Below are 18,776 nucleotides of genomic sequence, written 5' to 3' on the forward strand. Positions count from 1 at the left end.
CCCGATGAGCGGCAGGAGCCCAACGTGCTGACCTGTCTGAAGGAGAAGAAAATCGAGCTGGTCCTCAACATCCCCAAGAACCTGAGCAAGGGGGAGCTGGACAACGACTACACCATCCGCCGCACGGCCGTGGACTTTGGCATCCCGCTGCTGACGAATGCGCGCCTGGCGAAGGCCTTCATTCAGGCCTTCTGCACGCTGGAGATGAAGGATCTGAAGATCAAGAGCTGGAAGGAATATAAGGCTATGTAGCGCGAGGCTGCTGCCTCGCGTATCGTTGCAGTATGGATTCAAGGAACATCTACATATCAAGCCAACATAGGTTGACTGGACTTATATGGTCAGAGTTAATTTATGTTGGCTTGAATCATGAGAAGGCGGATGAATATCAAGCTGATAAAGTAGCCGAGTATGCGCACACTTTATTCGACGAAAAAGAAGTTTATGTTGTAATTGGACGACACGACTCTCACCCATCTAACTTGAATGAAGCACTGAAAAATGTAGCTACTCTTCTAAAGACAACTGACGTGCTCATCTGCAACCAGTCATTTTCCAAAGCCATGAATTTTTACAAACTAGGCGTCATGTGCTACGGCAAAAAGTTGCCCTAATTCATAATTGAACATCATGCGTCACGAGGACCTGCCGGAACGCTGGAAGCTGAAGCTACAAGAGTATTTGAAAGCCAAAGGAAGCACCGAGCCTGTCCGGCTCGGTGCTTCCGATTTTCCCTTGGACAGCATTGTGCGTATTCAGTTTGAGGACGCCTCCAACGTTGAATTCCATTACGCTTTCGTTATCGAGGCGCCGGAACTTCGGGAAGTAGCCGTTTTTACCGAGCACTGCGGCTATCATCTATTTCCGCTGTACGAAGGGTTAGATTTATCTGTATCAAACTAACTCTGCCATCCTGAGCTTGTGAAGGACCTTATAAGATTAACACGACTCGTTCAAACGTGGTAAGGTCCTTCACAAGCTCAGGATGACATACGAAGCGGTTGAGATGCTTCGACTTCGTGGACGTCATATGAAGCATGACGTTCTAATACATTCTTTCGACACACCACTTCATGAACAACTTCACCTCCTTCGCAGACGCGGGCGACTATAAAGCCCTGTTGCAGCAAGCCCTGGAAATCAAGGCGAATCCGTTTGGCTACCAGCACATCGGCAAGAACAAAACCGTGGGGTTGATTTTCTTCAACCCTAGCCTGCGCACCCGGCTGAGTTCGGTGAAGGCGGCCTACAACCTGGGCGCGCAAGCATGGGTGCTCAACGCCGGCGCCGATTCCTGGACTCTGGAAATGGCCGATGGCGCGGTGATGAACAGCGGCACCCAGGAGCACATTAAGGAGGCCATTGCCGTGATGAGCCAGTACTGCGACGTGCTGGGTGTGCGCACCTTCCCCACGCTCAAGGACCGCGACGAGGACTACCAGGAAGTGGTGTTCAACAAGATTCTGAAGTATGCCACTGTGCCCGTGGTAAGCCTGGAAAGCGCCACGCTGCACCCGCTGCAAAGCTTCGCCGACCTGATTACGGTAGCCGAGCACAAGAAAAAGGAGCGCGTGAAAGTGGTGCTGACCTGGGCCCCGCACGTGCGTGCGTTGCCTCAGTGCGTGCCCAACTCGTTCTGTGACTGGTTCTCAGAAGTGGATTGGGTGGACTTCGTCATCACCCACCCCGAGGGCTACGAGTTGGACCCTAAGTTCACAAAAGGTGCCCGCATCGAGTACGACCAGAAGAAGGCCTTAGAAGGCGCCGACTTCGTGCAGGCCAAGAACTGGAGCAGCTACCAGGACTACGGCCAGGTCATCAGCAACGACCCGTCGTGGATGCTCACGCCCGAGCACATGGCCGGCACCAACGATGCAAAATTCCTGCACTGCCTGCCCGTGCGCCGCAACGTGGAAGTATCCGACGCCATTCTGGATTCGCTCAATTCCCTGGTAATTCAGGAGGCCGGAAACCGTGTGTTTTCTATGCAGACGGTGCTACATGAGATGCTGAAGTAAGCTACCAATCCAATGGATTTAAACAGAACGGCCGCTCCCACAGGGAGCGGCCGTTCTGTTGTTCAGCTGGCAGCAGCCAGAACGGAAGGAGGCACTATATCCAGGCGCAGGATTTTCTCTTTGTAATCTTCGGGAAGGAGGCTGGCCCGGGCCCATTTGCTGAATGGCAGGTGCTGCGTGTAGCGGTAAACGAACAGGGCGGGCAGCAGCCAAGGGGTGCGGCCGAGGCGCAACAGCCTGCTGACCGGCGGTGGAGCCACTACCCGTTGGGCCTGCAGCAGGAGGCGGTAGCGAACCGGGCCCAAATGGCGGGCATATTGCTGGTACAAGTCGGCGGTGAAATGGCTGTACTCCAGGTGGCTTTCCAAGTGCTCTTGCCGTGCCTGGCGCCACTCCGCGTATGAAGTGGGCAGGTCGGGAATGCCCATGCGCTGGCCTACGCGGATAAATACCTCAAACACCTCCTCCTGCTCCGCTTGGCTTAGCGGCCGCTCCAACACTTCGAAAGCGCGAATGGAGTAATCTACGAGCATGAACAGCACGTCGCGGTACGCCCAGGCCGGAATGGCCATACCGCGTTTGGCCTCCACAGCCGAGTGGATGGCGGTAATGGTATCGATGGCCTGTTCTGCCGCCGGGCGTTTGGCAAACACAATCTGGCGGGCGTACTCCACGGTGGAGAACAGGCGGGCCAGCGGATCGGCGGGTAGCCGGCCGGTGAAGTAAAGCCAATCCACTGCTTTGTTGAGGGCAAACTCGGCGGCAGCTCCCGCAAAAATGAACAGCACCGTATCGGCCTTACCCCAGATGGTACGCACCACAGAGTTAGGGGACACAAAGTACTCCGGGCACTGCGACATGCTCATGGCAAAAGGAATTATGTGCTTCAACACCAAGCACCCGAAGGAAAATTTCAGGGCGAGTTATTAATCATGCATCAAATATACAAAGAACTTTGTAATGCAAAGCAATAAATAATTACCGTCTATATAAGTGCATGGAAGCCTTGTACATCATTCGGATTTTACCCCATTGCCTCCTACATATTTAGAAAGTCAGAAGACACGTATTTTCTATAAAAACCCTTCTGGCTGGCCTCTTAAAGCACGGTGTATAATTCAGGCAAGCACAACAATGAGGCATACTCCTCGTTCAAGGCGAGGTCGAAATGGCGTAAAAGTCATTTCGGAAAGTTCACTTTAACCCTTACCCATGAAGAAGGTATTTGTTCTCGCCGCACTCCTCGTAACTGGCGCTACTGTTGCTAACGCACAAACCAGCACCACCACTACTACCACTTCACAGCCTACTCAGGGCACTACAGTGGAAACTCAAGTAGGTACTGCTGTTCCCGCTGCTACCGGCACCGTGAACACCACCGTAACCACTCCTACTACGACGGCTCCGGCTACCACAACTACCGTAGAAACGCAAACGGGCACCGCTGTTTCAGTAGATGCTGCTGCCACCGCTCAGCCCGCTGACGTGAAAAAAGTAAAGAACAAGAAGAAGAAGTCGAAGATCAAGGCAGATTAATTCTGCGCCTTTATTTTTGGCATATCATAAGCCCGGCTGCATTTCTTGCGGCCGGGCTTCTATTTTCTGGTTATGCCGGGCGCATTTGTTTTGCCAGAATAAATCCAGACTACCCACTTGTTCAACCATCAACTGAGGCCAGTATCTTGCAAGGGTGAACACGCGGGTACCCTTGGCATCTATTCAATCTTTCTGGTGGCGGCTACGCTGGTATGGGCTAGTGGTATTTGCAGTGGTTGGCATTGGCATGCTGCTCAACTGGCTTTTCCCCATGCCCAATTCTCCGCAATACTCCCCCGTTGTGCTGGCCGCCGATGGCTCGGTGCTGCACGCCTACCTCAACCCCACCCAAAAGTGGCGGATGAAAACCGAGCTGCGCGAAATAACGCCGGCGCTGCGCAAGGCTATTATAGAAAAAGAGGACCGCTGGTTTTACTGGCATGTGGGCGTGAATCCCGTGTCGCTAGTGCAAGCAGCCGGGCGCAATATGTTTGGCCGGGGCCGGACCACCGGGGCCAGCACCATTACTATGCAGGTGGCGCGCCTGCTGGAGCCCAAAGAGCGCACTTTGGGTAATAAGCTGCTGGAAATGCTGCGCGCCACGCAGCTAGAGCTACACTACAGCAAAGCGGAAATTCTACAGCTCTATCTGAACCTGATACCCTATGGCGGCAACGTGGAGGGTGTGAAATCAGCGGCCTTGCTTTACTTCCAGCAGGCCCCCGACTACCTTTCCCTGGCCCAGACGGTAACGTTGGCTATTATCCCCAACCGCCCGCGCGGCCTGGTGTTAGGCAAGAATAATGAGGCAGTACTGCAGGAGCGCAACCGCTGGTTGCGGCGCTTTGGAGAAGCCGGTCTGTTCCCAAAGCAGGATATTGCCGATGCCCTGCTGGAGCCGCTGGAGGCGCAACGGCACGCGGCCCCTGCCCTAGCTCCGCACCTGTCGCGCCGGTTGGTGCGCCAGTTTCCGGATCGGGCTATTATCCGGTCGGCGCTTAGCCGGAGCAAACAAAGCAAAGCGGAAGACTTAACGCGCAATTATGTGCGCCGGCTTAACGAGTTGGGTATTACGCAGGCTTCGGTACTGGTCGTGAATAACCGCACCCGGCAGGTAGAGGCGTATGTGGGCTCCGCCGATTTCCGGGACTTTGCCAGTCAGGGCCAGAACGACGGGATTATGGCGGTTCGCTCGCCGGGAAGTACGCTGAAGCCTTTTCTGTATGCGCTGGCCATGGACCGCGGCCTGGTTACGCCCAAGCGAATGCTGCCAGATGTACCCACCAATTTTCAGGGCTACCGGCCCGAAAACTTCGACAAGCACTGCAACGGAGAAGTGACGTTGGAGCGCGCCTTGGCCTACTCCCTCAACATCCCCGCCGTGCGCGTGCTGCATGAGTTGGGCGTACCCACCTTCACGGATAAGCTCCGGCAGGCGGGGTTCAAAAACGTCACGCACAATGCTCCCCGTTTGGGCTTGAGCAGTATTCTGGGTGGCTGCGGGGCTAGCCTGGAAGAGTTAACTAACCTGTATGTGACTTTGGCCAATAAGGGACAGTATGCGGAGCTACAGCTTACCAAAGCAGCAGGCACCCCAGCTTCCAATAGTTTATTTTCCGAAGCCTCGGCTTTTCTGACCACCGATATTCTGGCCCAGCTTACCCGCCCCGACTTGCCCCTCGGCGCAGCCAGCAGCCTCCGCCTGCCTAAAGTAGCCTGGAAAACCGGCACCAGCTACGGCCGCCGCGACGCCTGGAGCATTGGCTACAATAAACAGTATACCATTGGAGTGTGGGTGGGCAACTTCAGCGGGCAAGGCAGCCCCGCCCTCACCGGTGCCGATGTGGCTACTCCCCTGCTCTTCGACTTATTCAACGCCGTGGCCTATAACTCGCCCAACGACTGGTTTGTACCGCCTGCCGCGCTTGATTTTCGGCTGGTGTGTGCGGAGTCGGGCCTGGTACCCGGGGAGAACTGCCCCAATCAGGTGATTGACTATTTCCTGCCCAATGTATCGTCGGGGCAGCGCTGCCAACACCAGCGCGAGGTGCTGCTTTCAGCCGATGGAAGCTTTACGTACTGCCGAGCCTGTGCCCCGGCGGCCGGCTTTCGGCGGGAGTTGTTTCCGAATCTGTTGCCCGAAATAGCCTCTTATAAGGAGGCGCAGGGTATCCCTTACCGACGTTTGCCAGTGCATAACCCGCAGTGCCAGCTGGTACAAGGCAGTACTGAGCGGGCACCGAGCATTACCTCACCGGCGGCCAATACGGAATATGTACTGAACCGCCACGAAAAACAGCAGCTTCTGCTCAGCTGTACCACCGATAATGAGGTGCGACAAGTGTATTGGTATGTGAACGACCAATTTTTGCGGGCCGCGGCTGCTACTGAGCGGGTGTTTTTTCAACCGCCTCCCGGCCTGCTCAAAATCTCCTGCGCCGATGACCATGGGCGCAACACTAACGTGGTGGTAACAGTGACGCAGCTATAGTTTCAGAAGCTATACTTTCCCGTTTTTTAGATATTTCACCTACCTCGGTATTTGTCCTTCTCAGGATCAAAAACCGGGTTTATGAGGCCGTGTGTGTAGTTGAGGGCCTTTTTCAATTGAACCTCTACAGGCCTTTTCCCGTTATGGCACGGTGCTTGCAAAAGTGCTTAACACAAGTCACAAGCATAACCATCTTCTGAAACGTAAAGTCTAGTATTATGAAAAAGGTCAGTCTGCTTTTGAGCCTTATTTTTCTGCTCAATATAGCCTTCACTAATTTTTCTCAGGCACAAACTAGAAAGCCCTGGAGCCCACAAGCTAAAGGCGCCATTATTGGTGGCGTTGGTGGAGCTGCCGCCGGTGCTCTCATTCATAAGCGTAACCGCGTAGTAGGTGGCGCAGTAGGTGCTGCCGCCGGTGCTGGTACTGGCTATGTAATTGGTAAAAGCATTGACAACAAGCGTAAGGCCCGTGCAGCCGAAGCGGCCCGCGTAGCGGCTAATAATCGTGCCGCCGCTGCTGAGCGTCGGGCCGCTGCCGCCCGTGCCGAGCGTTCTGCTATGGCCCGCCGCATGGAAGCTTCCAAGCAAAACAATGGTCTGGCCGTAGGTCAGCAGCAGCAATACCCTGGCGCGGCTTCCGGTTTTGCCGCCGCTTCTATCCCTGCCATGATGTATGCCAGCAATGGTGCTCCAATGGCCATGAACGCAGCTTATTTGCCGAATGCCTCGTATGGGGAACGTTCTACGGAATATCCTACCTCGGAATATCGTAGAAAGAGCTGGTAAGTCCGGATTCTCCCTTAGTTTCGCCGACTCCAGCCTTGTGCCGGAGTCGGCGAATTTCTTTTTATCCTTCACCAAACCCCTGGCTCTATGAAGCCCTATCTGTTGATGTTGCTCGCTACGGCGGCCCTTGCTTCTTCCTGTACCAAAACCGACGAGAAGAAGGATGCCGCAAATGTTCAAACGCTGGACCAGCAATTTGTTGGTGCCTGGAACAGCAAGAATGCCATGCAGCTGGATACGATGATGGCGGATGATGTGCATTACCTGCAGGGCGAAGCCCATTACCAGGGCAAGTCGGAGGTTTCCAACCGTTGGGTTCGGGAAACCATCAATACCATTTCTGATTTGCGCCTGAACCCGGTTAGCTCGGGCTCTGATACCCAAATGGCGTATGAAGCCGGTACGTTCTCGGTAGACGTGCTGCCCGCTGCCCCCGGCCAACCCATGGGCGAAGGCGAAGGCAACTTTGTCCTGATCTGGAAAAAGAACGCCAAAGGCCTCTGGAAGCTGAGCTACGCGCAGCTGGAAGGCCTGCCCGTAAAAGCTAAGTAAGCAGCTGTTCCTTTGTTCATACAGAATACAAAAAGGCCCCGCCAATCAGATGGCGGGGCCTTTTTGTATTCTTGATTATCTCAGCCAGGCTAGGATGCTTGACCGGCCAGGTATTCTTCACCTTCCAGCACCGGTGCCATATCCCGGGATTCTTCTTCCGTAAACAGCCGGGACCGAATCAGGAAGCGCACGCCCAGCGGTATTTCCAACGAAAAGCTCGCCCCTCGGCCTTTAGTTACGTCGATGGTGAGTTGGGTGTGTTGCCAGTACTCAAACTGACTGGTGCTCATAAAGAAGTCGCAGCCGTGGATCTGGCCCAGCCAAACATCGTTGCCCCCAATGCGGAATTCGCCTTTGGCAAAGCACATGGGCGAGGAACCGTCGCAGCAGCCTCCGCTCTGGTGGAACATTAAAGGGCCATGCTCTTCGCGCAGCACGTCAATGGTGGCTTCGGCGGCGGGGGTTACTAAAACTCGGGGAGTAGGCATGGTTGAAAATACATAAAACTCTCATCCTGAGCTTTGCGAAGGACCTTCTCCCGTTAAAACGAGTCGTTGTTAAGTTATCGTTCAGGCGTGAGAACGTCCTTCCAAAGCTCAGGATGACAACTGTTATTTAACGCTCAGTAAAACTCTTAAAAGAAGCCCAGTTTCTGCTGGCTGTAGCTGATGAGCATGTTTTTGGTCTGGCGGTAATGGGCCAGCATCATCTTGTGGTTTTCGCGGCCAAAGCCGGAAGCCTTGTAGCCGCCGAAGGGCGCACCAGCGGGGTAGTCGTGGTAGCAGTTTACCCACACGCGGCCGGCCTGAATGGCGCGGGGCATCTGGTACAGTTCGTGCGCATCGCGGCTCCACAGGCCGGCACCCAGGCCGTAGAGTGTGTCGTTGGCCAGCTCAATGGCTTCTTCGTTGGTTTTGAAGGTGGTAACGGACAGCACCGGGCCGAAGATTTCCTCTTGGAAGATGCGCATTTTGTTGTGCCCCCGGAAGATGGTGGGTTTGATGTAGTAGCCTTCCGTTAGCTCCTCATGGTCGTGGGCGTGGGCCTCGCCGCCGGTCAGTACCTCAGCGCCTTCCGCCTTGCCGATCTCCAGGTAGCTCAGGATTTTCTCGTATTGGTCGTTGCTGGCCTGGGCGCCCATCATGGTTTCCATATCCAGCGGGTGGCCTAGCTTAATGGATTCTACCCGCTTGATCAGGCGGGGCATAAACTCATCATAGATATCCTCATGGATGAGCAGACGCGAAGGGCAGGTGCAGATTTCGCCTTGGTTTAGGGCAAACATGGCTGCGCCTTCCAGGGCCTTGTCCAGGAAGTCATCGTCGTGGTCCATCACCGATTTGCAGAATATGTTCGGCGACTTGCCGCCCAGCTCCATGGTTACCGGAATGATATTTTCAGCGGCGTACTGCAGGATAAGGCGGCCGGTAGTAGTTTCGCCCGTGAAGGACACCTTCTGCACGCGCTTATTGCTGGCTAGCGGCTTGCCGGCTTCCAGCCCAAAGCCGTTTACCACGTTCACCACGCCGGCGGGTATCACGTCCTGCAGCAGCTCCATGAGCACCATAATGCTGGCGGGCGTCTGCTCGGCGGGCTTCATCACCACACAGCAGCCAGCGGCCAGCGCGGGCGCTAGTTTCCAGGTGGCCATGAGCAGCGGGAAGTTCCAGGGGATAATCTGGCCCACTACCCCCAGCGGCTCCTGAATCACGAGCGACAAGGTGGTTTCGTTCAGCTCCGTGGCGGAGCCTTCCTCAGCCCGGATAACGCCGGCAAAGTAGCGGAAGTGGTCGATGCACAGGGGAAGGTCGGCGGCCATGGTTTCCCGGATGGCTTTGCCGTTTTCCACGGTTTCTACGGCCGCCAGATGCGCCAGATTGGCTTCCATGATGTCGGCAATTTTCAGCAGCACGTTGCTGCGCGTGGTGGCCGAGGCCTTACTCCAAGATTTAAAGGCTTCGTGGGCGGCATCTAAAGCCAGCTCAATGTCTTCTTTGGTGGAGCGGGCTACTTTGGTAAAGGCTTTGCCATCAATGGGCGAGGGGTTTTCGAAATACTGCCCTTTCACGGGCGCTACCCATTTGCCACCGATAAAATTATCGTAGTGCGTTTTGAATTGAGGACGGGCAACCAGGGTGGTGGGTTTTTCTAAGGTTTCCATGGATGGGGATTTGTGGGGTTTCGGATATCCCAAGCTAGCTTCTTATCCTGCCGAAATAGTTGTATTATACTCTCAGAAATGCCGCCTATTGTCGCAAGTTGCCGTCGGGCTTTTCCCCGGAAGCTCAACTTAGCGTGCTGGTATCCTGCTAATTAAAATGAACAATTACCGCTTCCTCACTATTGTAGAGAAAGTATTAGTGCTATTTCCTGCGTTCAGGCTTCACATCGGACTCCCCACCCATGCCTACCCATCACCTGCCCGCTCCCATCTCCCTGCACCAGCCAGAGCAGCTGACCACGCTGGTTGAAAACCGCACCGTATACACGCTGGAAGCCTTTGAGCTGAACGTGTTTGAAACGCACCGTACGGCCCACCAGGTACCGCTTAGCATGGGCCACGTGGTGCTCACCACCATGCTACGGGGCAAGAAAGTCATGCACCTCACCGGCCGCCCGGCCTTCGATTACCTCCCGGGCGAGTCCGTAGTAGTAGGCAAGGACGAGACCATGGTTATTGATTTCCCGGAAGCCAACGAAGCCCAGCCCACGCAATGCCTGGCCGTAGCCATTCCCACCGATACCATCCGGCAAACCGTAGACCTGCTTAACGAGCACTCGCCCCGCGCCGAAGAGCATCTGCCCTGGCAGTTGGACACGGCCGAGCATGCCCACTTTCAGAATACGCCCGAGCTAACCAGCACCCTGGAGCGCCTGGTGCAGCTTTCCCAGGACACGGGCCGCGTGAAGGATGTGCTGGCCAATTTCACCATTCAGGAAATGCTGGTGCGCCTGATGCAGACCCAGGCCCGGCAGCTACTTTTTCATAACTATAAGGAGCACGTCACATCCCACCGCTTTGCGCACGTGGTGCAGTACATTAAGCAGCACCTCACGGAGCAGATTACCATTGAGAAGCTGAGTGAGCTGGCCTGCATGAGCAAGGCTACCTTCTTCCGGGTATTCAAGCGCGAGTTGGGCCTCACGCCCGTAGAATATGTTATTCAGGAGCGCCTGGCCGAAGCCAAGCGCCTGTTGCGCAACCCGCTTACTACTGTGGCCGATGTGTGCTTCCGGACGGGCTTCAATAACACGGCTTACTTTCAGAAGCTCTTCAAGCAGTATGAAGGTGTTACGCCGGGGCTGTATAAAAAGCAGTATGCGGCTGTGTAGCTACAACTTTCCCGGCTAATTTAGGGTTGTGTGAGGCCAGCAAGGCGGCGGCAATAATGGCCGTCGTAATTTTGCCTCCTATGAAAGATGCCGTTGCGGCTGCGCCCCAGCCCGTGTTAGAGGACAATCGTCCTATTCCGTCACATCCTCCGCTTGCTCCAGCCCTAGTCTGGCTGATGGCCATTACCTGCGGACTGGTGGTAGCCAACATCTACTACAACCAGCCGCTGCTGGCCGAAATTGGGAAGACCTTTGGCTTGTCGGATAGCCGGGTGAGCCTGGTAGCCACCATCACGCAGGTGGGCTACACGCTGGGGCTGCTGTTTGTGGTGCCACTGGGTGATAAGCGCGAGCGGAAAAGTCTGATTCTGGCCCTGTTGCTCTGCGCAGCCGTTTGTCTGGCGGGCGCGGCCTTCGCGCCTACTTTTGCCCTGCTGGTAGCAGCTAGTTTGCTTATCGGTATTTTCTCCTCGGTGCCGCAGCTGTTGGTGCCTATGGCGGCTTCCCTGGCCAGCAACGAGGAGCGCGGCCGTGTGGTAGGCAAAGTCATGAGCGGCTTGCTCATCGGCATTCTGGTATCCCGCACTATCAGCGGGTATGTGGGCGCACATTTTGGCTGGCGCACTATGTTCTGGGTGGGCGCCGGGGTCATGGTGGTGCTGACCGGCATTCTGGCCCGCATGCTGCCGCGCAACCAGCCCACGTTTACCGGTAGCTACGCCAGCCTGCTCAGCTCCCTGGGCACCCTCACCCGCGACCTGCCTACGCTGCGCCGCTCAGCGCTGGTGGGCTTGTGCATGTTTGCCGGCTTTAGCGCTTTCTGGACTACACTGGTGTTCTTTCTGGAAAGCAGCACCTACAACTACCATAGTGATGTAGCCGGCCTGTTCGGCCTCATTGGCGCCAGCGGGGCCCTGGCCTCGCCCCTGGCCGGTCGCTCCGCCGACCGCAAAGGCGCCGACTTTGCCCTCAACATCGGTATTCTATTGTCTCTGGGGTCTTTCGTGCTGCTGCTATTTGGCGGGTATTATCTGCTGGGGCTGATTCTGGCAGTTGTTATTCTGGATGTAGGCCAGCAGATGACCCATATTTCCAATCAGTCGCGCATTTTTTCCCTGCTGCCCGAAGCCCGCAGTCGCCTGAACACAGTGTACATGACGGCTGCTTTCATTGGCGCCTCGTTGGGCTCCTGGCTGGGCGGGCAGGCGTGGGCGCATTTCCACTGGCCGGGCGTGTGCGCAGTTGGGCTGGCTTTTGGCGTGGCCGGCTATCTGGTTAATCGGTTTTATGGGCACTCAACCCATATAGACTAATCTCCTATTTAAGCCGCTTCGTGTCTTTGACCTAGCTGACTGCCCAGAGTCTTCTGTGAAAACTGTAGGTGAAATCGAAGTTGCTTTAGGCAGGGCCGCAACCAACTTACATTGCTTCATGCTTGGGGCGGGCAACCCTCGTCTTTTGGTTAGCGGAGCCTATTGAACAGCGCTTTTCTCAGAGGTAAATGAGGAGCTAAAAATACCTTTAAACCCGATAATAATATTGAACAGCAGCAACTAGTTTACGTATTGTGTTTGATGCACTTAGGGCAGAAATTTTGGGCTTAACCCATTTGCTTTTTTCATCTTTTTTCATCTTCAACATGGATACGCAAGATCATGCTACGCCGCTGCCTGTCAACCAGGCTGCCCAAGACCAAGGCCCAAGCCAAGAGCCTGCCCCTGCTCCCCTTCTTGCTCCAACTGCTGAGGTCAATCCTGCCCCGAATGCTGCTGCTAACCCTGATCAAACTGCTGAAGCCAACCCGGCTCCCATAGCACAGGCAGATCCGGCTCCAACCGCGGCGGCCAATCCTGCTGCAGCCACTCCAAACCCAACGGCAGTTGCTGCTCCTGCTCCTGTTGCGTCTGCTAATCCGGCACCGGTTGCCGCCGCAACTCCCGCCCCGAGTGCTACCGTCATCAGTATCCCGGTTGCAACTATTAGCTCTGCACCGGCGGCTGAGGCAACGCAACCCGCCTATGGTGCGGTAGGCAATGCAAGCACTCCTGCTACGCCGGAGAATCCAACCAAGCTGACCCTTTCCATCCCAATAGAAATATCCGTTAGCACTCCCCTACAGCCAACTAACGCTGCAGCGCAGCCGACCACCAGCACTTCGCCCCCCATTACAGCCAGCAATACCACCGAAAATCCGAGTACCGAAAAGAGCGTGATTGGGTTCCAATATGCTGCTGGCCGCAACGGAGCCAACGAAAACCCCGACGAGTTAAAGAACCTGGAGAAAGAAGCCTAAAGAGCCCCCAGCACGGGCAGGCTACACTTCGGAAGAAATTATTAGAAATACCGTATGGAAAAGGCCGTGCTTCTGATGAGAAGCACGGCCTTTTCCATACGGTATTTCTGACCCAGTTTATGCCTCTAAACGGCTCAAACACACTTGCAGGCTGTCGCGCCAGTGCGGTATGGCTACTTGCAGTTGGGTTTTGGCTTTGGTCTTATCCATTACTGAGTAAGCCGGGCGCGTAGCTTTGGTAGGGTACTCAGCGGTGCGAATGGGCAGTGTGCGCACCGGCGTATTGCTCAGCTCAAAAATGGCTTTGGCAAAGTCGTACCATGAAGTCAGGCCTTCATTGCTATAGTGGTAGATGCCGTATTGCTGATTCTGGGTTTCGATAATATTCAAGATACACCCGGCCAAGTCAATGGCGTAGGTAGGTGTACCTACCTGGTCCCAGATAACCTTTAACTCTTCCCGCTCGCGGCCCAGCTTCAGCATGGTCTTCACGAAGTTGCCGGCGTACTCCGAGTACAACCAACTGGTGCGCAGAATAAAATAGCGGTTAGTTTGAGCAACTACCCCCTGCTCCCCTTCCAGTTTGGTGAGACCGTAAATGCTGATGGGCTCGGCCTCATCAGTTTCTACTAAGGGTGTATTCCCAGTGCCCGCAAACACAAAGTCCGTGGAGATATGCAGGAGCGTGGCACCATACTGTTCGCACAGCCGGGCCAGATTCACGGCTCCGTCTTTGTTGACTTTTCGGGCTAGTTCTACCTCGTCTTCGGCTTTATCCACCGCTGTATAGGCAGCGCAATTAATGCAATAGGCTGGCTGATACTTCGCAAAAACTGCCTGTAGCGTTTCGACGTTCAGAATATTAGCCTCGGCCTCCGACAAAAAAACCAGGCTGTTGAGGTTTCTTTCTTTTGCTACTTGCTGCAGGCACTGCCCTAACTGGCCGGCGGCCCCAAAAACGAGGATATTGCTCATAAACGATACTGGTTTGCGCAGCAAATTAGCGCTTTTCATGCCAGTATCAGCAGTTTTAACCTATTGGCCGCTTATTCTTAATGGGCTCAAAGCGCTGCTGGCGTGGCTGCTTTTCACTGAGATAACGCCAGTAACGCAACGGCATATGCCGCCGGTGCAGCTTCATGTTTTTGCGCTCCGGAATGTTCACGTGGTCGAAGTAGGACTGCCAGAGCAGCTTGAACAGCGGCTCCCGTTCATCCAGTACCGTAGCCGAAATATCAGTGCGGCGCTGAGGAATTGCGGTTTCAAATTCCACCACATCGGTCCGGTGCAAATCGTAATACAACCCGTAGCGGCGGCGCTTATCGAAGATAAGCCAGCGTTGGTCGGCGTAGCGCTTGGTGAAGTGCGGCGCTATTAGCGGAAGCACATCAAAATCAGGCTCAATGGTGGCGTGGAATAGCTCGTCGCTGGTTTTCTCGAAGCGTACGAAGGCTTCCATGCGGTGCTTTTCGCGGTACATCTGCTGAGCAATACCGGCAATGCGGCGCACGGTATCATCGGCGTAGTTTTCGGAGATGTCGCGGCCGGCGCGCATGGCGCTGTTGGCGTAGCGGAAGATGAGTAACTCCCGGTCGGGCTGCTCGCTCAGAAACGTATGGAATAGCCGGGTACGTGCCTCGGCATCCATGTAGCGCAATAGCCCTTCCCACACGCGGCCGGCCGTAGTTTCGTGGGTTTCTACCGATATGGGCTGTGCAAACAAGCCGCCCTGCACCGCCCCCACCGGCTGAATACTGTTCGGCGCTGCTTTCTGATCATATACCTGAAACAACACCGTCAGGAGGCCTTCAAAAGAGCCATCGTAGGTATAGTCCAGCGGCGGGTTGGTTAGCTGTGGCGCGACAGAACGTGGTGTCCCGGAACCGGGCACAGGCTGCAGCAGTCGTTTCGGTAAGCGCACCAAAGTCGGGCTAGGCAGCTTGTTGCTCCTGCTTGGCCGCATGGGCGCGGGCTGCTTCGCGGTGCATTTGCTGCACTAGGGGCAGCAGGTCAGAGAGCTTGCAGCAGCAGGCTATGCGGGCTACTTTCACCGATTTGGGAGTTTCCTGAGGAGTAGCCGACGCGTCGGTAGCGCGATGAGAAATAGTCATGGAATCGGTAGGGTTGGTTATGCGGAACGGAGAGTTGAGGGAAGACATAGCGGAGTCACTAAATCGAAGGGGCAACGGACACCTGGCAGCTGCTACTATTTAAGATGCCTGGGCAAACAAATCGAGCTGTTGGGTGACGAGGGCGGAGCGGACCGAACCGGCTCCGAAGAGAATCTGGCGGCGGATGGTCTGCTCATCATACTCCCGCTTTTCCAGGGCCTGCCCCCGACAGGTCAGGAAGAATTTGGCGCGTTTCAGCACCACCCCAAACTTGTGCAGGTGGTCTAGCGTGATGGGCGCAAACCGACGGGCGGCCACAATGCGTTTGGCGGAGCGCGCCCCCACGCCAGGAATGCGCAGAATCATTTCGTAGTCGGCGGAATTCACATCTACCGGGAATACGTGGCGGTTGCGTAGGGCCCAGGCTAGCTTGGGGTCAATTTCCAGATCCAGGAAAGGGTGCTCGGGGTCCAGGATTTCATCGGCCTGAAAACCATAGAAGCGCATCAGCCAGTCGGTCTGGTATAGGCGGTGCTCCCGGATGAGCGGAGGCTGGGTTACCTGCGGCAGGCGGGCATCATCCGTCACGGGGATGTAGCCGGAGTAGTACACGCGCTTCAACCCATAGCCTTTGTAGAGCGAGTCGGTGAGCTGAATAATCTGGTGGTCGTTTTCAGCAGAAGCGCCCACAATGAGCTGCGTACTCTGGCCAGCGGTGGCAAACTGCGGCACTTTCTTGAACAGCGCCTTTTCCTCTTTATTGAGAATGATGCCGTCCCGAATCTGCGCCATGGGCGTCAGAATCTCCTGATAGTTCTTCTCGGGGGCCAGCTTGGTCAGGCTCATTTCCGAGGGCAGCTCAATGTTCACGCTCAGGCGGTCGGCGTACAGGCCGGCTTCCTGAATCAGCTCTTCCGATGCGCCCGGAATGGCTTTCACGTGGATGTAGCCGTTAAAATTGTGCTCGGTGCGCAGCTTTTTAATGATGCGCACCAGCCGCTCCATAGTGTAATCAGGAGAGGAAAAAATACCGCTACTCAAGAACAGGCCTTCGATGTAGTTGCGGCGGTAGAAGTTCATAGTCAGGTCCACTACTTCATCCACCGTAAAGGCGGCGCGCTTCACGTCGTTGCTGCGGCGCGATACGCAATAGGCACAGTCGAAAATGCAATGGTTGGTCAGCAGAATCTTCAGCAGACTCACGCAGCGGCCATCCTCGGTATAGCTATGGCAGATGCCCATGCCCTCCGCATTGCCCAGGCCGCGGTTCTCATTTTTACGCTTGCCGCCGCTGCTGGAGCAGGACACATCGTACTTCGCCGCATCTGCCAAAATACTTAGCTTTTCCTGAATTCGCTCGTTCATCAAAGGGGCTGTTTCTGGGCTTAAAACTATTCTATTTCGCCCAATACTACACTATACCCTTAAGCTAATTTTTTTAGGAATGGTTCAAAGCTAAACTCTGAAAAACCTGGTATCGTTTATGGGCTGCGCAGGTTCTGTACTGGCGCTTTTCCCTGCAGCTTTTTTCGGCATGAGCCGCTTCTTTGCACCGTTTATTCCGGCACTGCCTCCGGAACTCGTATCTTGGACAGGCGCGTCGCCCAACCCGACGGCCAGCTTCCAAGTGCATCCTCTGCCTTCTATTTTTTGCCGGCCCGGCGTGGCCTTCGGGCTGTTTCTGGCCGGGTTGCTCTTGCTGTGTCTACCAGCTTGGGCACAACAGCCTGAGCGCCCTGTAACGCCCATTGACTCGATTGGTGCCACCCGCCCCGACTCCCTACGCCGGCGCCTGGACCAGGAGCGGATTCTAAATAGCCTGAAAGCCTACACCAAGCGCAAAACCATTGCCGGTAAAGCCGCAGCGGCCCTGTTCAACTTTACCGGGCGCCAGGAAGAACGTGCCGGCCTGGATGCCGAGCTGTTGGACCGGCAGTATGACCGGCACAGCTATAAAGTAGTGCGGCGCATCAACATTAATACTCTGGATGCTTTTGGCTACCGCTTGAACGACCCTACTCGCAAGCCGCGCAACATTCTGGAGAAGTCAGCTAACACGCTGCATATTAAAACCTCCCGGGCCCGGGTGCGGCAGGTGCTGCAGTTCCGGGTGGGTGAGGAACTGGAGCCACAGGCCCTGGCCGAATCGGAGCGCCTGTTACGCCAGACCTCTGAAATTGCCGATGCCCGCGTGTTTGTAAATGAAAGCACCACGTCCCAGGACAGCGTAGATATTGAAGTCATTACCCGCGACGTATTCAGCATCAGCGGTTCTGTGCAGCTGCGTGATGTGGGCGCAGGCGTGATTGGGCTGCGCGATGTAAACTTTCTGGGCCAGGGCCACCAGTTCCGCAACCGCTACGAATACGGACGCCCGAAGCCGCAAACCTGGAGCTACGAGGGCAGCTACCAGGTGCCGTTCCGCAACTTCCTTACCGGCCAGGTACATTATCTGAACCGCTACGAAAACCGGGAAATAAACCTGGTAGTCTCCCGCGGTTTCTACTCCATCAATACCCGCTATGCCGGCGCGGTGGCCCTGAACAGTTTTGACCGGCCCCTGATCCTGAACCATGCCGATGGCAGCCCCGACAGCCTGGTTCCGCTGCGGTTTAACACCCAAGATGTGTGGATCGGCCGCGCCCTACGCCTGCATAGCTATGATTTAGGGTACGAGAACCCCGGCCGTATTATCGTTTCGGGCCGTTTTATCCGCACCAACTACTACCGCCGCCCCGATGAAACCAACTACCAGAACGCAGGGCTGGTGCTGGGCACGGTGGGCTATAGCGTGCGCTACTACTACAAAGACACTTACCTGTTTGGCTTTGGCCGCACCGAGGACATTCCAACCGGCACGCTCATCAGCCTCACCAGCGGCTACGAATTCAACGAAGCGCGTAACCGGCGTTACTTCGGCATTCACGCCGCTGCGGCCTCCTATAATCCGCGCCGGGGCTATTTATACGTCAGCGGCGACTTTGGCTCCTTTGTGCGGGGCCGCAGCAACGACTGGCAGCAGGGCGTAGCCGGTGGCGAACTGCTGTATTTCACGCGGCTGTTCCATACCGGCAACTACCAATGGCGCCACTTTTTCTGGAACCGCACTGCCATTGGCCTCCACCGTTTGCCCAATGAGCAGGTGCTTAATATTGATGGCGACCGGGGCCTGCGGGGTTTTCGGACCGATGGCAACCTGCGCGGCACCAGCCGCTTTGTGCTCAATTACGAAGCCACGCTATACACCCCGCTGTCCTTCCTGGGCTTTCGGGTGGCAGCCCTGGGCTTTGCCGATGCGGCCTGGCTGAACACCTCCGGCCGCACGCTGCCGTTTCAGGAAACGCCTTTCACCGGCTTTGGCCTGGGTTTGCGCTTCCGCAACGAATACACCGCGCTGCGCACCTTCCAGATCTTGTTCGGCTTCTACCCCCGGGGGCAGTTTGAGCGCAACGGCATCCGGGTATTTGAAAATGCGCGGCCCTTTTATGACTTCAACGACTTCAGCTTTGGCGAACCCAGCTTGGTGCGGTATGAGTAAGAATTTTGCAGGCTGAATTAATCCCGCGGCTTCTTCGGACCTTTGCTGCCGGCCTGCGTACCCTTTCTGATTTTGCAGCAGGCTTAGCAGGAAGGAATTGCTCCTTCTGAATTCCC

At 55.7% G+C, this 18,776-nt stretch carries 18 protein-coding genes; 11 read left to right on the forward strand and 7 right to left on the reverse strand.

The genetic code is table 11. The features are described 5' to 3' along the window. From Q4G72_RS16630 to Q4G72_RS16640, 3 genes are all read left to right on the forward strand, one after another. The coding region (locus Q4G72_RS16630) for a hypothetical protein (RefSeq protein ID WP_303312004.1) at positions 1-252 on the forward strand (252 nt) is incomplete at its 5' end. Between the two features lie 378 nt (positions 253-630). Further along, positions 631-903, forward strand: coding sequence for a hypothetical protein (locus Q4G72_RS16635; protein ID WP_303312556.1), 273 nt, complete (start codon positions 631-633; stop codon positions 901-903). Between the two features lie 170 nt (positions 904-1,073). Further along, a complete protein-coding gene (locus Q4G72_RS16640; protein ID WP_303312557.1) occupies positions 1,074-2,018 on the forward strand; it encodes an N-acetylornithine carbamoyltransferase in 945 nt (314 codons plus the stop codon). 62 nt (positions 2,019-2,080) lie between these two features. On the opposite strand, the gene Q4G72_RS16645 is transcribed toward Q4G72_RS16640, so the two are convergent. Beyond that, positions 2,081-2,884 carry an oxygenase MpaB family protein gene (locus Q4G72_RS16645; protein ID WP_303312558.1) on the reverse strand — a complete coding sequence of 268 codons (804 nt, stop codon included), beginning with the start codon at positions 2,882-2,884 and terminating at the stop codon, positions 2,081-2,083. A gap of 346 nt (positions 2,885-3,230) precedes the next feature. On the opposite strand from Q4G72_RS16645, the gene Q4G72_RS16650 reads away from it, so the two are divergent. From Q4G72_RS16650 to Q4G72_RS16665, 4 genes are all read left to right on the forward strand, one after another. Further along, the gene (locus tag Q4G72_RS16650; RefSeq protein WP_303312559.1) at positions 3,231-3,554 is read left to right on the forward strand and encodes a hypothetical protein; all 324 of its coding nucleotides are present in this window, start codon (positions 3,231-3,233) and stop codon (positions 3,552-3,554) included. Positions 3,555-3,825: 271 nt separating this feature from the next. Continuing rightward, complete coding sequence (gene pbpC / locus Q4G72_RS16655; protein ID WP_303312560.1) at positions 3,826-6,045, forward strand: penicillin-binding protein 1C; 2,220 nt, start codon at positions 3,826-3,828, stop codon at positions 6,043-6,045. 218 nt (positions 6,046-6,263) lie between these two features. Continuing rightward, the gene (locus Q4G72_RS16660; protein WP_303312561.1) at positions 6,264-6,833 is read left to right on the forward strand and encodes a YMGG-like glycine zipper-containing protein; all 570 of its coding nucleotides are present in this window, start codon (positions 6,264-6,266) and stop codon (positions 6,831-6,833) included. Positions 6,834-6,920: 87 nt separating this feature from the next. Continuing rightward, positions 6,921-7,385, forward strand: a complete 465-nt coding sequence (locus tag Q4G72_RS16665; RefSeq protein ID WP_303312562.1) for a YybH family protein — start codon at positions 6,921-6,923, stop codon at positions 7,383-7,385. Between the two features lie 89 nt (positions 7,386-7,474). On the opposite strand, the gene Q4G72_RS16670 is transcribed toward Q4G72_RS16665, so the two are convergent. Both Q4G72_RS16670 and Q4G72_RS16675 read right to left on the reverse strand, forming a co-directional pair. Continuing rightward, a complete protein-coding gene (locus Q4G72_RS16670; RefSeq protein WP_303312563.1) occupies positions 7,475-7,873 on the reverse strand; it encodes a DUF779 domain-containing protein in 399 nt (132 codons plus the stop codon). Between the two features lie 146 nt (positions 7,874-8,019). Further along, the gene (locus tag Q4G72_RS16675) at positions 8,020-9,546 is read right to left on the reverse strand and encodes an aldehyde dehydrogenase family protein (RefSeq protein ID WP_303312564.1); all 1,527 of its coding nucleotides are present in this window, start codon (positions 9,544-9,546) and stop codon (positions 8,020-8,022) included. Positions 9,547-9,788: 242 nt separating this feature from the next. Between Q4G72_RS16675 and Q4G72_RS16680 the strand changes: the two genes are divergently transcribed. The 3 genes from Q4G72_RS16680 (at position 9,789) to Q4G72_RS16690 (ending at position 13,011) form a co-directional block, all read left to right on the forward strand. After that, complete coding sequence (locus Q4G72_RS16680; RefSeq protein WP_303312565.1) at positions 9,789-10,718, forward strand: AraC family transcriptional regulator; 930 nt, start codon at positions 9,789-9,791, stop codon at positions 10,716-10,718. A gap of 80 nt (positions 10,719-10,798) precedes the next feature. Then, the gene (locus Q4G72_RS16685) at positions 10,799-12,031 is read left to right on the forward strand and encodes an MFS transporter (protein ID WP_303312566.1); all 1,233 of its coding nucleotides are present in this window, start codon (positions 10,799-10,801) and stop codon (positions 12,029-12,031) included. Positions 12,032-12,357: 326 nt separating this feature from the next. After that, positions 12,358-13,011, forward strand: coding sequence for a hypothetical protein (locus tag Q4G72_RS16690; protein WP_303312567.1), 654 nt, complete (start codon positions 12,358-12,360; stop codon positions 13,009-13,011). Positions 13,012-13,128: 117 nt separating this feature from the next. On the opposite strand, the gene rfbD is transcribed toward Q4G72_RS16690, so the two are convergent. From rfbD to Q4G72_RS16710, 4 genes are all read right to left on the reverse strand, one after another. Continuing rightward, complete coding sequence (rfbD, locus tag Q4G72_RS16695; protein WP_303312568.1) at positions 13,129-14,025, reverse strand: dTDP-4-dehydrorhamnose reductase; 897 nt, start codon at positions 14,023-14,025, stop codon at positions 13,129-13,131. A 16-nt stretch (positions 14,026-14,041) separates the two neighbouring features. Then, the gene (locus Q4G72_RS16700; RefSeq protein ID WP_303312569.1) at positions 14,042-14,932 is read right to left on the reverse strand and encodes a TIGR03915 family putative DNA repair protein; all 891 of its coding nucleotides are present in this window, start codon (positions 14,930-14,932) and stop codon (positions 14,042-14,044) included. Between the two features lie 10 nt (positions 14,933-14,942). Beyond that, the gene (locus Q4G72_RS16705) at positions 14,943-15,122 is read right to left on the reverse strand and encodes a hypothetical protein (protein ID WP_303312570.1); all 180 of its coding nucleotides are present in this window, start codon (positions 15,120-15,122) and stop codon (positions 14,943-14,945) included. A 99-nt stretch (positions 15,123-15,221) separates the two neighbouring features. Then, positions 15,222-16,487, reverse strand: coding sequence for a putative DNA modification/repair radical SAM protein (locus Q4G72_RS16710; protein ID WP_303312571.1), 1,266 nt, complete (start codon positions 16,485-16,487; stop codon positions 15,222-15,224). Between the two features lie 169 nt (positions 16,488-16,656). On the opposite strand from Q4G72_RS16710, the gene Q4G72_RS16715 reads away from it, so the two are divergent. Beyond that, the gene (locus Q4G72_RS16715; protein WP_303312572.1) at positions 16,657-18,660 is read left to right on the forward strand and encodes a BamA/TamA family outer membrane protein; all 2,004 of its coding nucleotides are present in this window, start codon (positions 16,657-16,659) and stop codon (positions 18,658-18,660) included. Positions 18,661-18,776: the final 116 nt, after the last annotated feature.

The organism is Hymenobacter sp. BT730, from assembly GCF_030542105.1.
Classification (GTDB): Bacteria; Bacteroidota; Bacteroidia; order Cytophagales; family Hymenobacteraceae; genus Hymenobacter.

Coding starts and splice junctions, on each gene's coding strand:
- Q4G72_RS16705 (WP_303312570.1), bottom strand. CDS start 15,122: ATGACTATTTCTCATCGCGCTACCGACGCGTCGGCTACTCCTCAGGAA.
- Q4G72_RS16635 (WP_303312556.1), top strand. CDS start 631: ATGCGTCACGAGGACCTGCCGGAACGCTGGAAGCTGAAGCTACAAGAG.
- Q4G72_RS16685 (WP_303312566.1), top strand. CDS start 10,799: ATGAAAGATGCCGTTGCGGCTGCGCCCCAGCCCGTGTTAGAGGACAAT.
- Q4G72_RS16670 (WP_303312563.1), bottom strand. CDS start 7,873: ATGCCTACTCCCCGAGTTTTAGTAACCCCCGCCGCCGAAGCCACCATT.
- Q4G72_RS16645 (WP_303312558.1), bottom strand. CDS start 2,884: ATGAGCATGTCGCAGTGCCCGGAGTACTTTGTGTCCCCTAACTCTGTG.
- Q4G72_RS16710 (WP_303312571.1), bottom strand. CDS start 16,487: ATGAACGAGCGAATTCAGGAAAAGCTAAGTATTTTGGCAGATGCGGCG.
- Q4G72_RS16665 (WP_303312562.1), top strand. CDS start 6,921: ATGAAGCCCTATCTGTTGATGTTGCTCGCTACGGCGGCCCTTGCTTCT.
- Q4G72_RS16675 (WP_303312564.1), bottom strand. CDS start 9,546: ATGGAAACCTTAGAAAAACCCACCACCCTGGTTGCCCGTCCTCAATTC.
- Q4G72_RS16690 (WP_303312567.1), top strand. CDS start 12,358: ATGGATACGCAAGATCATGCTACGCCGCTGCCTGTCAACCAGGCTGCC.
- rfbD (WP_303312568.1), bottom strand. CDS start 14,025: ATGAAAAGCGCTAATTTGCTGCGCAAACCAGTATCGTTTATGAGCAAT.
- Q4G72_RS16660 (WP_303312561.1), top strand. CDS start 6,264: ATGAAAAAGGTCAGTCTGCTTTTGAGCCTTATTTTTCTGCTCAATATA.
- pbpC (WP_303312560.1), top strand. CDS start 3,826: ATGCCCAATTCTCCGCAATACTCCCCCGTTGTGCTGGCCGCCGATGGC.
- Q4G72_RS16680 (WP_303312565.1), top strand. CDS start 9,789: ATGCCTACCCATCACCTGCCCGCTCCCATCTCCCTGCACCAGCCAGAG.
- Q4G72_RS16650 (WP_303312559.1), top strand. CDS start 3,231: ATGAAGAAGGTATTTGTTCTCGCCGCACTCCTCGTAACTGGCGCTACT.
- Q4G72_RS16715 (WP_303312572.1), top strand. CDS start 16,657: ATGAGCCGCTTCTTTGCACCGTTTATTCCGGCACTGCCTCCGGAACTC.
- Q4G72_RS16640 (WP_303312557.1), top strand. CDS start 1,074: ATGAACAACTTCACCTCCTTCGCAGACGCGGGCGACTATAAAGCCCTG.